This window comes from Streptomyces cahuitamycinicus, assembly GCF_002891435.1.
GTDB classification, from domain to species: Bacteria; Actinomycetota; Actinomycetes; order Streptomycetales; family Streptomycetaceae; genus Streptomyces; species Streptomyces cahuitamycinicus.
In genome coordinates this window covers 1-14,884 of sequence record NZ_POUC01000186.1, presented here as the reverse complement: position 1 = coordinate 14,884, position 14,884 = coordinate 1, and the positions used below count along the sequence as shown (strand labels likewise).

The following is a 14,884-nucleotide window of genomic DNA, read 5'->3' as shown; positions in this document are numbered from 1 at the left end:
CCCCCAAGTCCTCGCCCTCCGCGACGAAGAGGACCGACCCGTACGGCACGGTCGTCGACGCCGTCGACCGCGCCCCCGACCCGAACGCCCGGCCCGCCGCCCTGCCGCGCCGTCCCGAGTCCGGCATCACCAGCACCGGCGGCCCGAAGGCCGTCATGCAGCACCGTGGCGACAGCGTGACGCTGAGCGGCCGGGGCTTTGTCCAGGTCCGCTGGCAGATCTCGCCGCACTCCCGGCCCGGCGGGGTGGTCATGCCGACCTGGACCGGCTTGAAGGGCAGGCTGTTCCACGTGGCGTCCGGCGGCTCGCGCCGGATGGACGACCCGCTGCCCGGCGCCCCGAACGGCTACGCCACCGGCATGGGCGGCCCCGACATCGGCTACGCCGTCCTGCCGCCCGGCACCCAGCAGATGTGGCAGAACGAGTACTTCTACCTCGACGGCACCGTCACCCTCACCCAGAACGAACGCGGCTGCGACTACGGCATCGCCGTCTCCCCGTCGAACTGGGAGGCGGTGGACGAGGACGTCAACGAAGGCCCCCCGCAGGGCGCGATCCGCTACGGCCTCGTCCGCGACACCGGCACGGACAGCGCGCCGGTGCCGCAGTACGTCACACGCTCGACCCCGGCCGACCCGGCGACGGTGCCGCAACGCTCGCGCGTGTAGCGCACAGCACGTCGACGCGGTTCGTCGTGATCGAGTCCACGCCCGCCTCCAGCAGCCGCCGCATGGAGCGGCGGGTGTCGGGGGTCCAGACGGACAGCAGGTGGCCGTCGGCGTGCACGCGCTCGGCGAGAGGGCGGTCCACCAGCGAGAAGCGGTAGTTGAGCCAGCGCGGGCGGATCGCCTCCAGCAGCACGGGCCGGGGCGGGGCCAGGGTCGTCCAGGTGAGGGCGATCTCGGCGGCCGGATCCGCCGCCCGCACGGCGAGCATGGCGTCGGCGCCCGCGCAGTAGTAGACCCGGTCCGCCGCCCCGGCCTCCTCCACGACGCCCATGATCCGGCGCACCGCCCGCACATCGGGCGACCCGGGCAGGTCGATCATCACCCGGTGCCCGTCGGTCGCGGCCAGTGCCTCGGCCAGGGTCGGCACCCCGCCGCCGGTCAGCCCGCGCACCTCCTCGGCCGACAGCGCGAGCAGGGGCCGCTCCAGCTCCCACAGCCGCTTCAGCGTCGCGTCGTGCAGCAGCACCGGCACGCCGTCCCGGGTGAGCCGTACGTCGATCTCCACCGCGTCCGCGCCCCGGCGCAGCGCGGTACGCAGCGAGGCGACGGTGTTCTCCCGGACGCGGTAGGGGTCGCCCCGGTGGGCCACGGCGACCGGGGCGGGTGTCACCGGGAGAGCCACTGCGCGGTGCAGGCGTCGATCTCGCCGGTGATCCGGGCCTTGCCCGCCGTGTCCAGGAAGGACGCCTCGACGGCGTTCTTCGCCAGCTCGGCCAGGCCCCGCTCGTCGAGGTCGAGCAGCCGGGCGGCGACGGCGTACTCGTTGTCGAGGTCGGTGCCGAACATCGGCGGGTCGTCGGAGTTGATGGTGACGAGGACCCCGGCCCGCACGAACTCCTTGATCGGGTGCTCGTCGAGGGTGCGGACCGCGCGGGTGGCGATGTTCGAGGTCGGGCACACCTCCAGCGCGATCCGGTGCTCGGCGAGGTGCGCGAGCAGCTTCGGGTCCTGCGCGGAGCTGGTGCCGTGTCCGATGCGCTCGGCCCGCAGGTGGGTCAGCGCGTCCCACACCGTCTGCGGGCCGGTCGTCTCGCCGGCGTGCGGTACGGAGTGCAGCCCGGCGGCGATCGCCCGGTCGAAGTACGGCTTGAACTGCGGCCGCTCCACGCCGACCTCGGGCCCGCCGAGACCGAAGGAGACCAGGCCTTCCGGGCGCAGCCGGTCGTCGGTGGCGAGCCGGGTCGTCTCCTCGGCGGCCTCCAGGCCCGCCTCGCCGGGGATGTCGAAGCACCAGCGCAGCACGGTCCCGAACTCGGCCTCGGCGGCCTTGCGGGCGTCCTCGATGGCGTCCATGAAGGCCCGCTCGTCGATGCCGCGCCGGGTGGAGGAGAACGGGGTGATGGTCAGCTCGGCGTACCGCACCTGCTGCCGGGCCAGGTCCCGGGCCACCTCGTACGTCAGCAGCCGGACGTCCTCGGGGGTGCGGATCAGGTCGACGACCGACAGGTACACGTCGATGAAGTGCGCGAAGTCGGTGAACGTGAAGTAGTCGGCCAGGGCCTCGGGGTCGGTCGGGACCTTCGAGTCGGGGTGCCGGGCGGCCAGTTCGGAGACGATCCGGGGGGAGGCGGAGCCCACGTGGTGCACATGCAGTTCGGCCTTGGGCAGGTCCGCGATGAACGCCTTGAGGTCGCGCGGGGCGTGCGGGTCGACGAGGTGCTGGGTCAAGGTTCCTCCCCGGAACGGCGCCCCGGCCGGCACAGGGCGGGCGGGCGCGGGTGATCGGCTGATCGATGACTCGGCATCATCGTAGGCCGTGGCGCGGCGCCCCTTCCCGGGGGCACAACGCGGTATCGGCGTGCGGCTCCGCCGCGTGGGTGGGACCGGCCGCCGCGCACCCGGCCTGTGGCCCGCGCCGGTCGGCCCCGTAGCATGACGGGACGATCGACCCAGGGGGGACGCACGATGACGGACGCGACGCAGCCCGACGGAGGCAGCCACGACCCGTGGGCGCCGCCGGAGAGCACGCCCTCGCTCGACAAGAACCAGGCGCCTCAGCCGCCGTCCGTGCACGACCAGGCCACGGTCACCTCCATGCCGGGTTTCACCCCGCCCGCCGGCACCCCGCAGTTCGACCCGTCCGGCACCGGTGCCGTGCCACCTCCGCCGGTGGCTCCCACCGGCCCGGGAGCGCCGGGCGGATACGGATATCCGGGGAGCTACCCCCAGGCCGGTTACGGCTGGCCCGGCATGCCCATGGCTCCGCAGAACGGCATGGGCGTCGCCGCGATGGTGCTCGGCATCATCTCCTGCACCCTGTTCTGCCTCTACGGCGTGGTCTCCCTGGTCACCGGCATCCTCGCCGTCGTCTTCGGCATCAAGGGCCGCAAGCGCGCCGAGGCCGGGGTGGCCACGAACCACGGTCAGGCCCAGGCCGGTCTGATCATGGGCATCATCGGGATCATCCTCGGCATCACGGTGATCGTCCTGATCGCCGTCGGCATCACGGCCGCGATCAACAGCGACCGCGACGACGACCCGTACTACGGTGCCGTCGGCCCGGTGGCGACCGCGTCCCACCGCTGAAACAGCCGCCCTCCGCAGCCGACTTGGCCACTACGATGCCCTGGTCTGACAACGAGGGGAGAGCGTCCATGTCCAACACCAACCCGCCTCCGGGTGGTTTCGGCCCGCCGGCCCAGCCGCCGCAGCAGCCGGCCCAGGGGTACGGCTACCCGCAGCAGTCCGGCCCGGGCTACGGCTACCCCCAGGGCGGCCCCGGCTATCCGGCCGCGCCGCCCGTGGGCTACCCGCAGGCGCCCGGCTACGGAATGCCCGCGCAGCCCAGCAACGGCATGGGAACCACGGGGCTGGTGCTGGGCATCATCGGCGTGGTGTGCAGCCTGACCTTCCTGCTGTGGTTCTTCGGCGTGATCCTGGGCATCCTGGCGATCATCTTCGGTGCCATCGGCCGCAGCAAGGCCACCCGCGGTGAGGCCACCAACAAGGGCGCGGCGACCGCCGGCCTGGTCTGCGGCATCATCGCCACCGTGATCCTGCCGCTGCTCGGCTTCCTGCTGTTCGCCAGCATCATGGGCGGGCTCGGCGCGGCGGCCTGAGCACGGCTCCCAGGGTTCGTGAGGGGCCGGTCCAGACGGGACCGGCCCCTCACTCATGCTCCAGCCGTCCGCAGCCGCTTCCGCGCCTCCATCAGCGCGAACCCCAGCAGATTCGGCCCACGCCACCGCTGCGGATCCATCGCCGCCTCGTCGTCCGCGGCCAGCCCGATGCCCCACACCCGGTCCACGGGGCTGGCCTCGACCAGTACCCGGTCGCCCGTGCCGAGCAGATACCCCCGCAGTTCGGGATGCGCGGCGAACTTGTGGACACTGCCCTCGACGACGATCCGGAACCGCTCCCGCGCCCACGTCGCCTCGTCGAACCCGCGCACCAGCCGCCCGGCCTTCTTCGCCTCGGCGGGATGCCCGGCGGCCAGCGCGGCACGCTCCGCCGCCGTGTCCTCGAAGAGCCGGGCCTTGGCGGCCATCATCCAGTGCTCGGCCGTCGCGTACGCCACGCCGTCGACCGTGAACGGCGACGGCCACCACTGGCTCAGACAGCTCGCACCGATCCGGCCGTCCGGCCGCGGCCGGTGCCCCCAGAAATGCAGAAACCTGATCCTGGCCCCCGCGTGGACCGCCCTGATCAGGGCTTCCTGCGAGCCGACCGCCCCCGTGATCTTCTCCATGCACGCGAGTCTGGCACGCACCACTGACACAGCGTCCTGCCTCTTCGCGGTGGACTCGACACCTGGTCGACAGATTCCGTCGCGTAACCAAAAATCAACAACGGAATCACTTGTTGGCATGCCATACCTCTGTCAGGATCGGCACTCAAATCGAGCCTGAGCCACGCCGGCCCCATCAGGGGACACGGAGGAGAGCGACATGCACAACCCGGGCACTGCCACCCCGGACCGATTCCCGGCCGAGGAGCGCTTCGCACAGGGCGCGCAGTACATCGCGGGGCGCCTGACCAGGGGCACCTCCGGCCGCACGCACGCCGTCGTCGACCCGGCGTCCGGCGAGGAGGTCCTCATCTACGAGCTGGCGGGCACGGCCGACGTCGACCGGGCCGTCGCCGCCGCCCGCGCGGCCTTCCCCGGCTGGGCGGGAGCCACCCCCGGCGAGCGGTCCGACGCCCTGCACCGGTTCGCCGCGGTCCTCGCCGACCGCGCCGAGGACTTCGCCCGCGCCGAGTCGCTCCAGTGCGGCAAGCCGCTGAAGCTGACCCGCGAGTTCGACGTCCCCGGGACCATCGACAACGCCGCCTTCTTCGCCGGTGCCGCACGGCGTCTCCAGGGGCAGTCCGCCGGCGAGTACTCCGGCGACCACACCTCGTACGTCCGGCGCGAGCCCATCGGGGTCGTCGGGTCGATCGCGCCCTGGAACTACCCCCTCCAGATGGCCGCCTGGAAGATCCTCCCGGCGATCGCGGCCGGCAACACCGTCGTCCTCAAGCCCGCCGAGCTCACCCCGCTGACCTCGCTGCTCTTCGCGCAGGCGGCCACCGACGCCGGGATCCCGGACGGTGTGATCAATATCGTCACCGGCACCGGCAGGGAGGCCGGGGAGCATCTCGTCGGCCACCCGGACGTGGCGATGACCTCCTTCACCGGCTCGACCGCCGTCGGCAAGCGCGTCGCCGAGGTCGCCACCGCCACCGTCAAGCGCCTCCACCTGGAGCTCGGCGGCAAGGCGCCCTTCGTGGTCTTCGACGACGCCGACCTGGAGGCCGCCGCCCACGGCGCGGTCGCGGGCTCCCTCATCAACACCGGGCAGGACTGCACGGCCGCCACGCGCGCGTACGTGCAGCGGCCGCTGTACGACGCCTTCGTGGAGCGGACGGCAGCGCTCATGGAGACGGTCCGCTTGGGTGATCCCTTCGCGGCCGGTACCGACCTCGGCCCGCTGATCTCGCACGTGCAGCGGGACCGGGTCGCCGGCTTCGTGGACCGGGCACGGGCCTACGCGCGCGTGGTGACCGGTGGCGAGGCACCCGAGGGCGAGCTCGCCAAGGGCGCCTACTACCGGCCCACCTTGGTCGCCGACGCGGCCCAGGACAGTGAGGTCGTCCAGTCCGAGATCTTCGGACCGGTCCTGGTCGTGCTGCCGTTCGACACCGACGACGAGGGGATCGCGCTCGCCAACGACACCCCGTACGGGCTGGCCGCCTCCGCCTGGAGCCGGGACGTGTACCGCGCCAACCGGGCCACCCGCGAGATCAAGGCCGGCTGCGTCTGGATCAACGACCACATCCCGATCATCAGCGAGATGCCGCACGGCGGCTACAAGTCCTCCGGCTACGGCAAGGACATGTCCGCGTACTCGTTCGAGGAGTACACCCAGATCAAGCACGTCATGTTCGACAACACGGCGGTGGCCGCGAAGGACTGGCACCGCACCGTCTTCGGGGATCGATAGTCGTACGCAGGCCGCCCGACCACCGGCCGCCCACCCTCCGAAAGGGCACCACGCGCATGGAGCAGTACGAGCCCGACCGCCTGTCCCCGGCCCAAGTGGCCGCCATGCGGCGGAGTTTCACCAACGGCAGGGCCGCCCTCACCCGGCGGTCCATGCTGCGCGCCTCCGCGGGCGGGGCGCTCGCGGCCGGCGGACTCGGGACCCTGAGCGCCTGCGGCATTCCGGCGGCCGGCCGGTCGAAGGGCGGCGTCTCGGCCGAGGACCACTCGGCCAAGGAGAAGACGGTGAGCTTCTCCAACTGGACCGAGTACATGGACGTCGACGACAGCGGCAAGCACCACCCGACGCTGGAGCAGTTCACGAAACGCACCGGCGTCAAGGTCAAGTACACCGAGGACATCAACGACAACAACGAGTTCTTCGGCAAGATCAAGCCGCAGCTCGCCGCGGGCCAGGACACCGGCCGCGACCTGATCGTCCTCACCGACTGGCTGGCCGCCCGGCTCATCCGCCTGGGCTGGGTGCAGAAGCTCGACCCGAGCAACCTGCCGCACGCCTACGCCAACCTGTCGGCCCAGTTCCGCAGCCCCGACTGGGACCCGGGCCGCGCCTACTCGTACGTCTGGCAGGGCATCTCGACCGTCATCGCCTACAACAAGAAGGCCCTCGACGGCGTCGAGGTGACGTCGGTGTCCGACCTGCTGGACAACCCCAAGCTCAAGGGCCGGGTCGGCTTCCTGTCGGAGATGCGCGACAGCGTCGGCATGACGCTGCTCGACATGGGCAAGGACCCGGCCGACTTCACCGCCGACGACTACGACGCGGCCATCGCCCGGCTCCAGAAGGCCGTCGACAAGGGCCAGATCCGCCGCTTCACCGGCAACGACTACACCTCGGACCTGACCAGCGGCGACTTCGCGGCCTGCGTCGCCTGGGCCGGTGACGTCGTCCAGCTCAAGGCGGACAGCCCCGACATCGACTTCCTCATCCCGGACAGCGGCTACGTGACGTCGACCGACAACCTGCTGATCCCGAACAAGGCCCGGCACAAGACGAACGCCGAGCGGCTCATCGACTTCTACTACGAGCCGAAGGCCGCCGCCGAACTCGCCGCGTACATCAACTACGTGTGCCCCGTCGACGGCGTGAAGGCCGAACTCGCGAAGATCGACGAGGACGCGGCGAACAACCCGCTGATCATTCCCGACAAGGCCATGGCTGCCAAGTCCCATGCCTTCCGCTCGCTGAGCTCGAAGGAAGAGACCGAGTTCGAAGCGAAGTTCGCGAAGCTGACGGGGGCGTGACCACCATGACGAACAAGACCGGCCCCGGCGGCGACGTCCGTCTCACGGGCATAGCCAAGACCTACGGTGCCTTCACCGCCGTGCACCCGCTCGACCTGACCGTGCCGCAGGGCTCCTTCTTCGCCCTGCTCGGCGCCTCCGGCTGCGGCAAGACCACCACCCTGCGCATGATCGCGGGCCTGGAGGAACCTTCCGCCGGCACCGTCTTCCTGGGCGACCAGGACGTGACCGCGCTGCCCCCGTACAAGCGGCCCGTGAACACCGTCTTCCAGTCGTACGCCCTCTTCCCGCACCTCGATATCTTCGAGAACGTCGCCTTCGGTCTGCGCCGTCGCGGCCTGAAGTCGGTGAAGAAGCAGGTCGAGGAGATGCTGGAGCTCGTGCAGCTCGGCGAGCAGGCCCGCAAGAAGCCGCACCAGCTCTCCGGCGGACAGCAGCAGCGCGTCGCCGTGGCCCGCGCCCTGATCAACCACCCCAAGGTGCTGCTCCTCGACGAACCGCTCGGCGCCCTCGACCTCAAGCTGCGCCGCCAGATGCAGCTTGAACTCAAGCGCATCCAGACCGAGGTCGGCATCACCTTCGTCCACGTCACGCACGACCAGGAGGAGGCCATGACGATGGCCGACACGGTCGCCGTGATGAACGCGGGCCGCGTCGAGCAACTGGGCGCGCCCACCGACCTCTACGAGAACCCGCGCACCACGTTCGTCGCGAACTTCCTCGGCACCTCGAACTTCATCGAGGCCGAGGTCGACGCGAAGACCGGCGAGGACATCGTGCTGAAGGCGGGCGGCGGCAAGCTCGTCCTGCCCGAGGCGCGCTGCTCCGCGCCCGCGGGCACCGGCGGCAAGGTGCTGGTCGGCGTCCGCCCGGAGAAGATCTCCCTCACCCACGCGGACGACGCCGGCGAGATCCCGGAGGGCCGCAACCGCATCACCGGCCGGATCGCCGACTCCAGCTTCATCGGCGTCTCCACGCAGTACGTCGTCGACAGCCCGGTCTGCCCGGACTTCGAGGTCTACGCCCAGAACATCGATCGCGACCCCCGCCTGGTGCCCGGCGCCGAGGTCGTCCTGCACTGGAACCCGGCCCACACCTTCGGCCTGGACGCCGCGCAGGACGCCGACGCCGGAGTGGAAGAGGCGGTCTGATGAGCACACTCACCGAGGCGCCACCGCCCCTCGCGCCCGAGGCACCCGAACCGAAGCCGCCGAAGCGCCGGGGCCGCTTCATGCCGTACTGGCTGCTGCTCCCCGGCATCCTCTGGCTGCTGGTGTTCTTCGCGCTGCCGATGATCTACCAGGCCTCCACGTCCGTGCAGACGGGCTCCCTGGAGGAGGGCTACAAGGTCACCTGGCACTTCGCCACCTACTGGGACGCGCTGTCCGCCTACTGGCCGCAGTTCGTCCGCTCGGTGCTCTACGCGGGCACGGCGACGATCCTGTGCCTGCTGCTCGGCTACCCGCTCGCGTACCTGATCGCCTTCCGGGCGGGCCGTTGGCGGAACCTGATCATGATCCTGGTGATCGCGCCGTTCTTCACCAGCTTCCTGATCCGCACCCTCGCCTGGAAGACGATCCTCGCGGACGGCGGCCCGGTCGTCGGCGCGCTCAACACGCTGCACGTCCTCGACGTCACCAGCTGGCTCGGCTGGACCGCCGGCGACCGCGTCCTCGCGACACCCCTCGCGGTGGTGTGCGGTCTGACGTACAACTTCCTGCCGTTCATGATCCTGCCGCTCTACACCTCACTGGAGCGCATCGACGGACGGCTCCACGAGGCCGCCGGCGACCTGTACGCACGCCCCTCGACGACCTTCCGCAAGGTCACCTTCCCGCTGTCGATGCCGGGTGTCGTCTCCGGCACACTGCTCACCTTCATCCCGGCGGCCGGTGACTACGTGAACGCCGATCTGCTCGGCTCCACCGACACCCGCATGGTCGGAAACGTCATCCAGACACAGTTCCTGAGAGTCCTCGACTATCCGACGGCCGCGGCGCTCTCCTTCATTCTCATGGCGGCCATCCTGCTCATGGTCACCCTCTACATCCGCAGGTCCGGGACGGAGGACCTGGTCTAAATGCCCTTCGTCAACTGGTTCAAGAGAAATCTCGTCGTCCTCGCGGGACTGCTGACCCTCGGCTATCTGCTCCTGCCGAACGTCGTCGTCACGGTGTTCTCCTTCAACAAACCGAAGGGGCGCTTCAACTATGAATGGCAGCAGTTCTCCCTGGACGCCTGGAAGGACCCGTGCGGCGTATCCGGGCTGTGCGGATCCCTTTCCCTCAGCCTCCAGATAGCGTTCTGGGCGACTCTCGGCGCCACGCTCCTCGGCACCCTGATCGCCTTCGCCCTGGTCCGCTACCGGTTCCGCGCCCGCGGCGCCGTGAACTCGCTGATCTTCCTGCCGATGGCGATGCCCGAGGTCGTCATGGCCGCCTCGCTGCTCACCCTGTTCCTCAACATGGGCGCCCAGCTGGGCTTCTGGACGATCCTCATCGCCCACATCATGTTCTGCCTGAGTTTCGTGGTGACGGCTGTCAAGGCGCGTGTGATGTCGATGGATCCAAAACTGGAGGAGGCGGCGCGGGATTTGTACGCGGGCCCGTTCCAGACCTTTGTCAGGGTGACTCTGCCGATCGCCGCACCGGGAATCGCGGCGGGCGCACTGCTCGCCTTCGCGCTCTCCTTCGACGATTTCATCATCACCAATTTCAACGCGGGTTCGACCGTCACCTTCCCCATGTTCGTCTGGGGCTCGGCGCAGCGCGGAACGCCCGTTCAGATCAATGTCATCGGCACGACCATGTTCGTCGTCGCCGTACTGTTCGTCCTGGTTTCCATGGTTGCCGGAAACCGTCGCAACAGGCACAAGGCATAACCGTAGGGAGTTGACATCATGGCCCCGAGCGCCATGAATCAGTGGGTCCGTTCGCTTTCCGACGCCCAGCCGGTCCCGTACTGGCTGGACGACCCCGGCCGGCCCCGGCCCGAACCCGCCCTCACCACCTCCGAGACCTGCGACCTGCTGGTCGTCGGCGGCGGCTACAGCGGGCTGTGGACGGCGCTGATCGCCAAGGAGCGCGACCCGCAGCGGGACGTGGTGCTGGTGGAGGGCCGCGAGGTGGGCTGGGCCGCCTCCGGCCGCAACGGCGGATTCTGCGCCGCCTCCCTCACCCACGGCCTGCCCAACGGCCTCGCCCGCTGGCCGGAGGAGATCCACAGGCTCCAGGAGCTGGGAGCCCGCAACCTCGACGCGATCGAGGCGGCGGTCGCCCGGCACTCCATCGACTGCGACTTCGAACGCACCGGCGAGATCGACGTGGCCACCGAGCCGTACCAGGCGCGCGAACTGCGCGAGTGGCACGAGGAGACCGCCCGCCGGGGCCTGGCCGAGGGCGTGGAGTTCCTGGACGCCGACGCCGTACGGGAGCAGGTCGACTCATCCACCTTCCAGGCGGGCCTCTGGGACCGCAGGGGCGTCGCCATGCTGAACCCGGCGAAGCTCGCCTGGGGCCTGAAGCGGGCGTGCGTGGAACTGGGCGTGCGCCTCTACGAGCACACCCCCGCCCTGACCCTGAAGCCGTACGGCCCCGGTATGGCCGTCCGCACCCCCTACGGCCGGATCCGCGCCCGCCGGGTCGCCCTCGGCACCAACATCTTCCCGAACCTGGTCAGACGCGTCCGCTCGTACACCGTCCCGGTCTACGACTACGCCCTGATGACCGAGCCGCTCACCGCCGGGCAGCTCGACTCGATCGGCTGGAAGAACCGCCAGGGCCTCGGCGACAGCGCCAACCAGTTCCACTACTTCCGGCTGTCCGCCGACAACCGCATCCTGTGGGGCGGCTACGACGCGATCTATCCCTACGGCGGCCGGGTCCGCGCCGAGTACGACGACCGCCCCGAGACCTACGCCAAGCTCGCCGGGCACTTCTTCACCTGCTTCCCGCAGCTGGAGGGCGTCCGCTTCAGCCACGCCTGGGGTGGCGCGATCGACACCTGCTCCCGCTTCTCGGCGTTCTTCGGCACCGCCCACCAGAGCAAGGTGGCGTACGCGGCCGGGTACACCGGCCTCGGCGTCGGCGCCACCCGGTTCGGCGCCGAGGTCATGCTGGACCTGCTGGCGGGGGAGCGCACCGAGCTCACCGAGCTGGAGATGGTCCGCAGGAAGCCGCTGCCGTTCCCGCCCGAGCCGCTCGCCTGGACGGGCATCGCCCTCACCAAGTGGTCGCTGGCCCGCGCGGACGCCCAGGGAGGCCGCCGCAATCTGTGGCTGCGCACGATGGACCGGTTGGGGCTGGGATTCGACAGCTGATCGACCGGATGTGACTCGGTTCACTCCGACGGGGTGCCGGAACCCGCGTAATGGCCGGGGGACATCCCCTTCTCCCTCCTTGATGCCCTCACGAACGCCCTGCGGCGGCCGTGAGCTTCGTGAGAGAGAAGGGGGTCTTCGCGATGACCGGTCCGAAAACGGCGGTCGAGTGGCTCGCATCCGTCGCACCCGATCCCGAGGCCTGCCGCTGGGAGTGGGAGCGCAACCCGCTCGGGGTCGCGCTGCTGCCGGCCGGCAGTGCCTGGGACGTGCTCATCCTGCCCGGCGAACTCGGCTACGCCACGCTCGACGTACTGAGCCGTGTCCTCGACCAGCAGGGGCCCGTGCTCGTCGACTTCGGTGACGCGCGCATGGGCTTCTTCGTGCCCCCGGGCACCGCGGCCCGCTGGCTCGGCACGGGCATCCGCACGGCGGGCGCCGGCACCTGGATCGTCGTGCCGTACCCGGGCCGCTCCTCACCCGGTGGAGTCCGCTGGCTGGTGCCGCCCGACGGCTCGGGCCTGCTGACCGACCCGGCCCTGCTGGAACTGGCCATGCACGAGGCGGCGGTGGGGCTGGCGACGGGGAACGGCGGTCAGGGCCCCGGTGGTTGAGACCGTCCGGGCGTCGTCACCGCGGCCCGGACGAACAGCCACAGCGCCGACAGCAGCACAGCGCACAGACACCAACTGGCCACCACGTCCAGTGGCCAGTGGTAGCCGCGGCGGACCAGGCCGTAGCTCGCGCCGAGGACCAGGGCCACACAGAGGGTGATCAGCGCGTGGCGGGCCAGGGCCGTACGGAGCCAGGGGAGCAGCAGCAGGGTCGCGCAGCCGTAGGCGACGACGGCGGTGGCGGTGTGGCCCGAGGGGTAGTAGCCGGTGCCGGGCGGGACGGCCGGGGTGCCCGGGCGGTCGGTGAGCTCCTTCAGCGGGACGACCAGCGCCGGGACCAGGGCCAGGAGGAGGGCCGACGCGGCGCTGGGCAGCCACCAGCGGTCCGCGCCGGCACGGTGCCGGCGTACGGCGACGTACCCGAGCGCGACGGCGAGGACCGGGGCCGCGACCTGGATGTCGCCCAGGTCGGCGAGGATTTCGGAGCAGCGGTCCGGGTTCACGAGGACGCGGCTGAGCCGTTCGTCCAGCCGCACGAGCGGACCGTCGGCGACGACCTGCCAGGTGATCACGGCGAAGAGGAGGGCCGGAAGGGCGAGCAGGAGCCCGACGGAGCCCGGGAGCGCTGCGCGTTCCTGGTTCGCGGGGATCGGCATGGGCACAGCCTGGCACGAGCACCGACGTCCGCTCGCGCAGAGGGAGGTCGGCCGCCCCGGAACAGGGGGGGTGGTTCCGGGGCGGCCGACCGGACCGGAACGTCGCGCGCCCCGGGGGGTTTGGGGCGGGCGACTGTCCGATCGGTGAGGAGATCCAGAGCCTCAGGCTCCGGTGGTGTGCGCGAGGGCACGACCAGGTCGAAGCTGGGGAGGCCCCGACCTGATGTCACCCACAGTCCCCTGTGGGCGGGGTGTATCTCTCATCTGGGTAGAACCTACGACAGGGGCGGGGCGCAGGACAGGCCGCGGGGCCGCCTGACATCCACCTCGCACACCTTCTTCACACGCTCTGCGCGCTCGCCGCCCCGGTAGCGGAACCGGGGCGGCTCGCCTGCCCGGATGCCGGCTCAGATGCGCACGCCGGAGGCTCAGATGCGGGAGAACGCCTGCTCGATGATGTCGAGGCCCTCGTTCAGCAGGTCCTCGCCGATGACCAGCGGGGGCAGGAAGCGGAGCACATTGCCGTAGGTGCCACAGGTCAGGACCAGCAGGCCCTCGGCGTGGCAGGCCTTGGCGAGCGCGGCGGTCGCCTCCGGGTTCGGCTCCTTGGTGGCGCGGTCCTTGACCAGCTCGATGGCGATCATGGCGCCCCGTCCCCGGACATCACCGACGATGTCGAACTTCTCGGCCATGGCGGTGAGGCGGGCCTTCATGATCGCCTCGATGTTCTTCGCCCTGGCGTTGAGGTCGAGCTCCTTCATCGTCTCGATCGAGCCGAGCGCACCCGCGCAGGCGACCGGGTTGCCGCCGTAGGTGCCGCCCAGGCCGCCGGCATGCGCGGCGTCCATGATCTCGGCGCGCCCGGTGACGGCCGCGAGCGGCAGACCGCCGGCGATGCCCTTCGCCGTCGTGATGAGGTCCGGGACGATGCCCTCGTCCTCGCACGCGAACCACTGGCCCGTGCGGCAGAAGCCGGACTGGATCTCGTCGGCGACGAAGACGATGCCGTTGTCCTTCGCGAACCGGCTGATCGCCGGCAGGAAGCCCTTGGCCGGCTCGATGAAGCCGCCCTCGCCGAGCACCGGCTCGATGATGACCGCGGCGACGTTCTCCGCGCCGACCTGCTTGCTGATCTGGTCGATGGCCTGCGCGGCGGCCTCGGGTCCGGCGTTCTCGGGCCCGGTCGGCCAGCGGTAGCCGTACGCCACCGGCACCCGGTACACCTCGGGCGCGAACGGGCCGAAGCCGTGCTTGTACGGCATGTTCTTCGCGGTCAGCGCCATCGTCAGGTTGGTGCGCCCGTGGTAGCCGTGGTCGAACACCACGACGGCCTGCCGCTTGGTGTACGCCCGAGCGATCTTCACGGCGTTCTCCACCGCCTCGGCGCCGGAGTTGAACAGGGCGCTCTTCTTGGCGTGGTCACCCGGGGTCAGTTCGGCGAGCGCCTCGGCGACCTCGACGTAGCCCTCGTACGGCGTGACCATGAAACAGGTGTGGGTGAAGTCGGCGAGCTGCGCCGACGCCCGCCGTACGACGGCCTCGGCGGAGGCGCCCACGGACGTCACGGCGATGCCCGACCCGAAGTCGATCAGCCGGTTCCCGTCGACGTCCTCGATGATCCCGCCACCGGCACGCGCCGTGAACACGGGCAGCACGGACCCCACGCCCTGCGCGACCGCGGCGGTGCGGCGGGCCTGCAGCTCCTGCGACTTCGGGCCGGGAATGGCGGTGACGACGCGGCGCTCCTGCGGAAGTGCGGTCATGCGGGGCTCCTGGGTGGTGCGGATGGTGTCCTACGGACGCTCGGCTTCTTTTCTCGCAGGCTAGGGCGGGGGAAGGGG

The 14,884-nt window shown here is 70.8% G+C and carries 14 protein-coding genes and 1 pseudogene; 10 read left to right on the top strand and 5 right to left on the bottom strand.

Features of this window, described 5'->3' with window-relative positions:
- Positions 1-668: pseudogene (locus tag C1J00_RS23685) on the top strand (sigma-70 family RNA polymerase sigma factor); the annotation flags it as partial.
- Here the strand turns inward: C1J00_RS23685 and C1J00_RS23680 are convergent.
- Both C1J00_RS23680 and C1J00_RS23675 read right to left on the bottom strand, forming a co-directional pair.
- Complete coding sequence (locus tag C1J00_RS23680) at positions 613-1,338, bottom strand: glycerophosphodiester phosphodiesterase (protein WP_245936474.1); 726 nt, start codon at positions 1,336-1,338, stop codon at positions 613-615. The pseudogene C1J00_RS23685 and the gene C1J00_RS23680 sit on opposite strands and share 56 nt — an antisense overlap.
- Positions 1,335-2,396, bottom strand: coding sequence for an adenosine deaminase (locus C1J00_RS23675; protein ID WP_102911071.1), 1,062 nt, complete (start codon positions 2,394-2,396; stop codon positions 1,335-1,337). The genes C1J00_RS23680 and C1J00_RS23675 overlap by 4 nt, the downstream gene beginning before the upstream one ends.
- Positions 2,397-2,633: 237 nt before the next feature.
- Between C1J00_RS23675 and C1J00_RS23670 the strand changes: the two genes are divergently transcribed.
- A complete protein-coding gene (locus C1J00_RS23670; protein WP_102911070.1) occupies positions 2,634-3,254 on the top strand; it encodes a DUF4190 domain-containing protein in 621 nt (206 codons plus the stop codon).
- Between the two features lie 68 nt (positions 3,255-3,322).
- A complete protein-coding gene (locus tag C1J00_RS23665) occupies positions 3,323-3,787 on the top strand; it encodes a DUF4190 domain-containing protein (RefSeq protein ID WP_102911069.1) in 465 nt (154 codons plus the stop codon).
- Between the two features lie 53 nt (positions 3,788-3,840).
- Here the strand turns inward: C1J00_RS23665 and ybiA are convergent, their stop codons facing one another.
- Positions 3,841-4,416 (bottom strand): riboflavin biosynthesis intermediates N-glycosidase, encoded by a 576-nt coding sequence (gene ybiA / locus C1J00_RS23660; RefSeq protein ID WP_102911068.1) that lies wholly within the window; start codon positions 4,414-4,416, stop codon positions 3,841-3,843.
- Between the two features lie 199 nt (positions 4,417-4,615).
- On the opposite strand from ybiA, the gene C1J00_RS23655 reads away from it, so the two are divergent.
- The 7 genes from C1J00_RS23655 to C1J00_RS23625 all read left to right on the top strand — a co-directional run bounded on the left by C1J00_RS23655 (position 4,616) and on the right by C1J00_RS23625 (position 12,387).
- On the top strand, positions 4,616-6,151 hold the full coding sequence (locus C1J00_RS23655) for a gamma-aminobutyraldehyde dehydrogenase (protein WP_102911067.1): 1,536 nt from the start codon (positions 4,616-4,618) through the stop codon (positions 6,149-6,151).
- A 56-nt stretch (positions 6,152-6,207) separates the two neighbouring features.
- Positions 6,208-7,455, top strand: coding sequence for a polyamine ABC transporter substrate-binding protein (locus C1J00_RS23650; RefSeq protein ID WP_102911066.1), 1,248 nt, complete (start codon positions 6,208-6,210; stop codon positions 7,453-7,455).
- A gap of 5 nt (positions 7,456-7,460) precedes the next feature.
- Positions 7,461-8,606, top strand: a complete 1,146-nt coding sequence (locus tag C1J00_RS23645) for an ABC transporter ATP-binding protein (RefSeq protein WP_102911074.1) — start codon at positions 7,461-7,463, stop codon at positions 8,604-8,606.
- Entirely contained in the window at positions 8,606-9,535 is a 930-nt protein-coding gene (locus C1J00_RS23640; RefSeq protein ID WP_102911065.1) for an ABC transporter permease, read from the top strand. The genes C1J00_RS23645 and C1J00_RS23640 overlap by 1 nt, the downstream gene beginning before the upstream one ends.
- Positions 9,536-10,336 (top strand): ABC transporter permease, encoded by an 801-nt coding sequence (locus C1J00_RS23635; RefSeq protein ID WP_102911064.1) that lies wholly within the window; start codon positions 9,536-9,538, stop codon positions 10,334-10,336.
- 18 nt (positions 10,337-10,354) lie between these two features.
- Positions 10,355-11,773: an NAD(P)/FAD-dependent oxidoreductase gene (locus tag C1J00_RS23630; protein ID WP_102911063.1), complete on the top strand. Its 1,419-nt coding sequence runs from the start codon at positions 10,355-10,357 to the stop codon at positions 11,771-11,773.
- A gap of 143 nt (positions 11,774-11,916) precedes the next feature.
- Positions 11,917-12,387 carry a hypothetical protein gene (locus C1J00_RS23625; RefSeq protein ID WP_102911073.1) on the top strand — a complete coding sequence of 157 codons (471 nt, stop codon included), beginning with the start codon at positions 11,917-11,919 and terminating at the stop codon, positions 12,385-12,387.
- Here the strand turns inward: C1J00_RS23625 and C1J00_RS23620 are convergent.
- Entirely contained in the window at positions 12,369-13,043 is a 675-nt protein-coding gene (locus tag C1J00_RS23620) for a phosphatase PAP2 family protein (protein WP_102911062.1), read from the bottom strand. The two genes, C1J00_RS23625 and C1J00_RS23620, sit on opposite strands and share 19 nt — an antisense overlap.
- A gap of 428 nt (positions 13,044-13,471) precedes the next feature.
- Positions 13,472-14,806 carry a 4-aminobutyrate--2-oxoglutarate transaminase gene (gabT, locus tag C1J00_RS23615; protein ID WP_102911061.1) on the bottom strand — a complete coding sequence of 445 codons (1,335 nt, stop codon included), beginning with the start codon at positions 14,804-14,806 and terminating at the stop codon, positions 13,472-13,474.
- Between the last annotated feature and the right edge of the window lie 78 nt (positions 14,807-14,884).

Bases quoted from the DNA above. Each gene is read 5' to 3' on its own strand.
- C1J00_RS23625 (WP_102911073.1), top strand. From the start codon at position 11,917: ATGACCGGTCCGAAAACGGCGGTCGAGTGGCTCGCATCCGTCGCACCC.
- ybiA (WP_102911068.1), bottom strand. From the start codon at position 4,416: ATGGAGAAGATCACGGGGGCGGTCGGCTCGCAGGAAGCCCTGATCAGG.
- C1J00_RS23650 (WP_102911066.1), top strand. From the start codon at position 6,208: ATGGAGCAGTACGAGCCCGACCGCCTGTCCCCGGCCCAAGTGGCCGCC.
- C1J00_RS23665 (WP_102911069.1), top strand. From the start codon at position 3,323: ATGTCCAACACCAACCCGCCTCCGGGTGGTTTCGGCCCGCCGGCCCAG.
- C1J00_RS23670 (WP_102911070.1), top strand. From the start codon at position 2,634: ATGACGGACGCGACGCAGCCCGACGGAGGCAGCCACGACCCGTGGGCG.
- C1J00_RS23640 (WP_102911065.1), top strand. From the start codon at position 8,606: ATGAGCACACTCACCGAGGCGCCACCGCCCCTCGCGCCCGAGGCACCC.
- C1J00_RS23645 (WP_102911074.1), top strand. From the start codon at position 7,461: ATGACGAACAAGACCGGCCCCGGCGGCGACGTCCGTCTCACGGGCATA.
- C1J00_RS23630 (WP_102911063.1), top strand. From the start codon at position 10,355: ATGGCCCCGAGCGCCATGAATCAGTGGGTCCGTTCGCTTTCCGACGCC.
- C1J00_RS23635 (WP_102911064.1), top strand. From the start codon at position 9,536: ATGCCCTTCGTCAACTGGTTCAAGAGAAATCTCGTCGTCCTCGCGGGA.
- gabT (WP_102911061.1), bottom strand. From the start codon at position 14,806: ATGACCGCACTTCCGCAGGAGCGCCGCGTCGTCACCGCCATTCCCGGC.
- C1J00_RS23655 (WP_102911067.1), top strand. From the start codon at position 4,616: ATGCACAACCCGGGCACTGCCACCCCGGACCGATTCCCGGCCGAGGAG.
- C1J00_RS23620 (WP_102911062.1), bottom strand. From the start codon at position 13,043: ATGCCGATCCCCGCGAACCAGGAACGCGCAGCGCTCCCGGGCTCCGTC.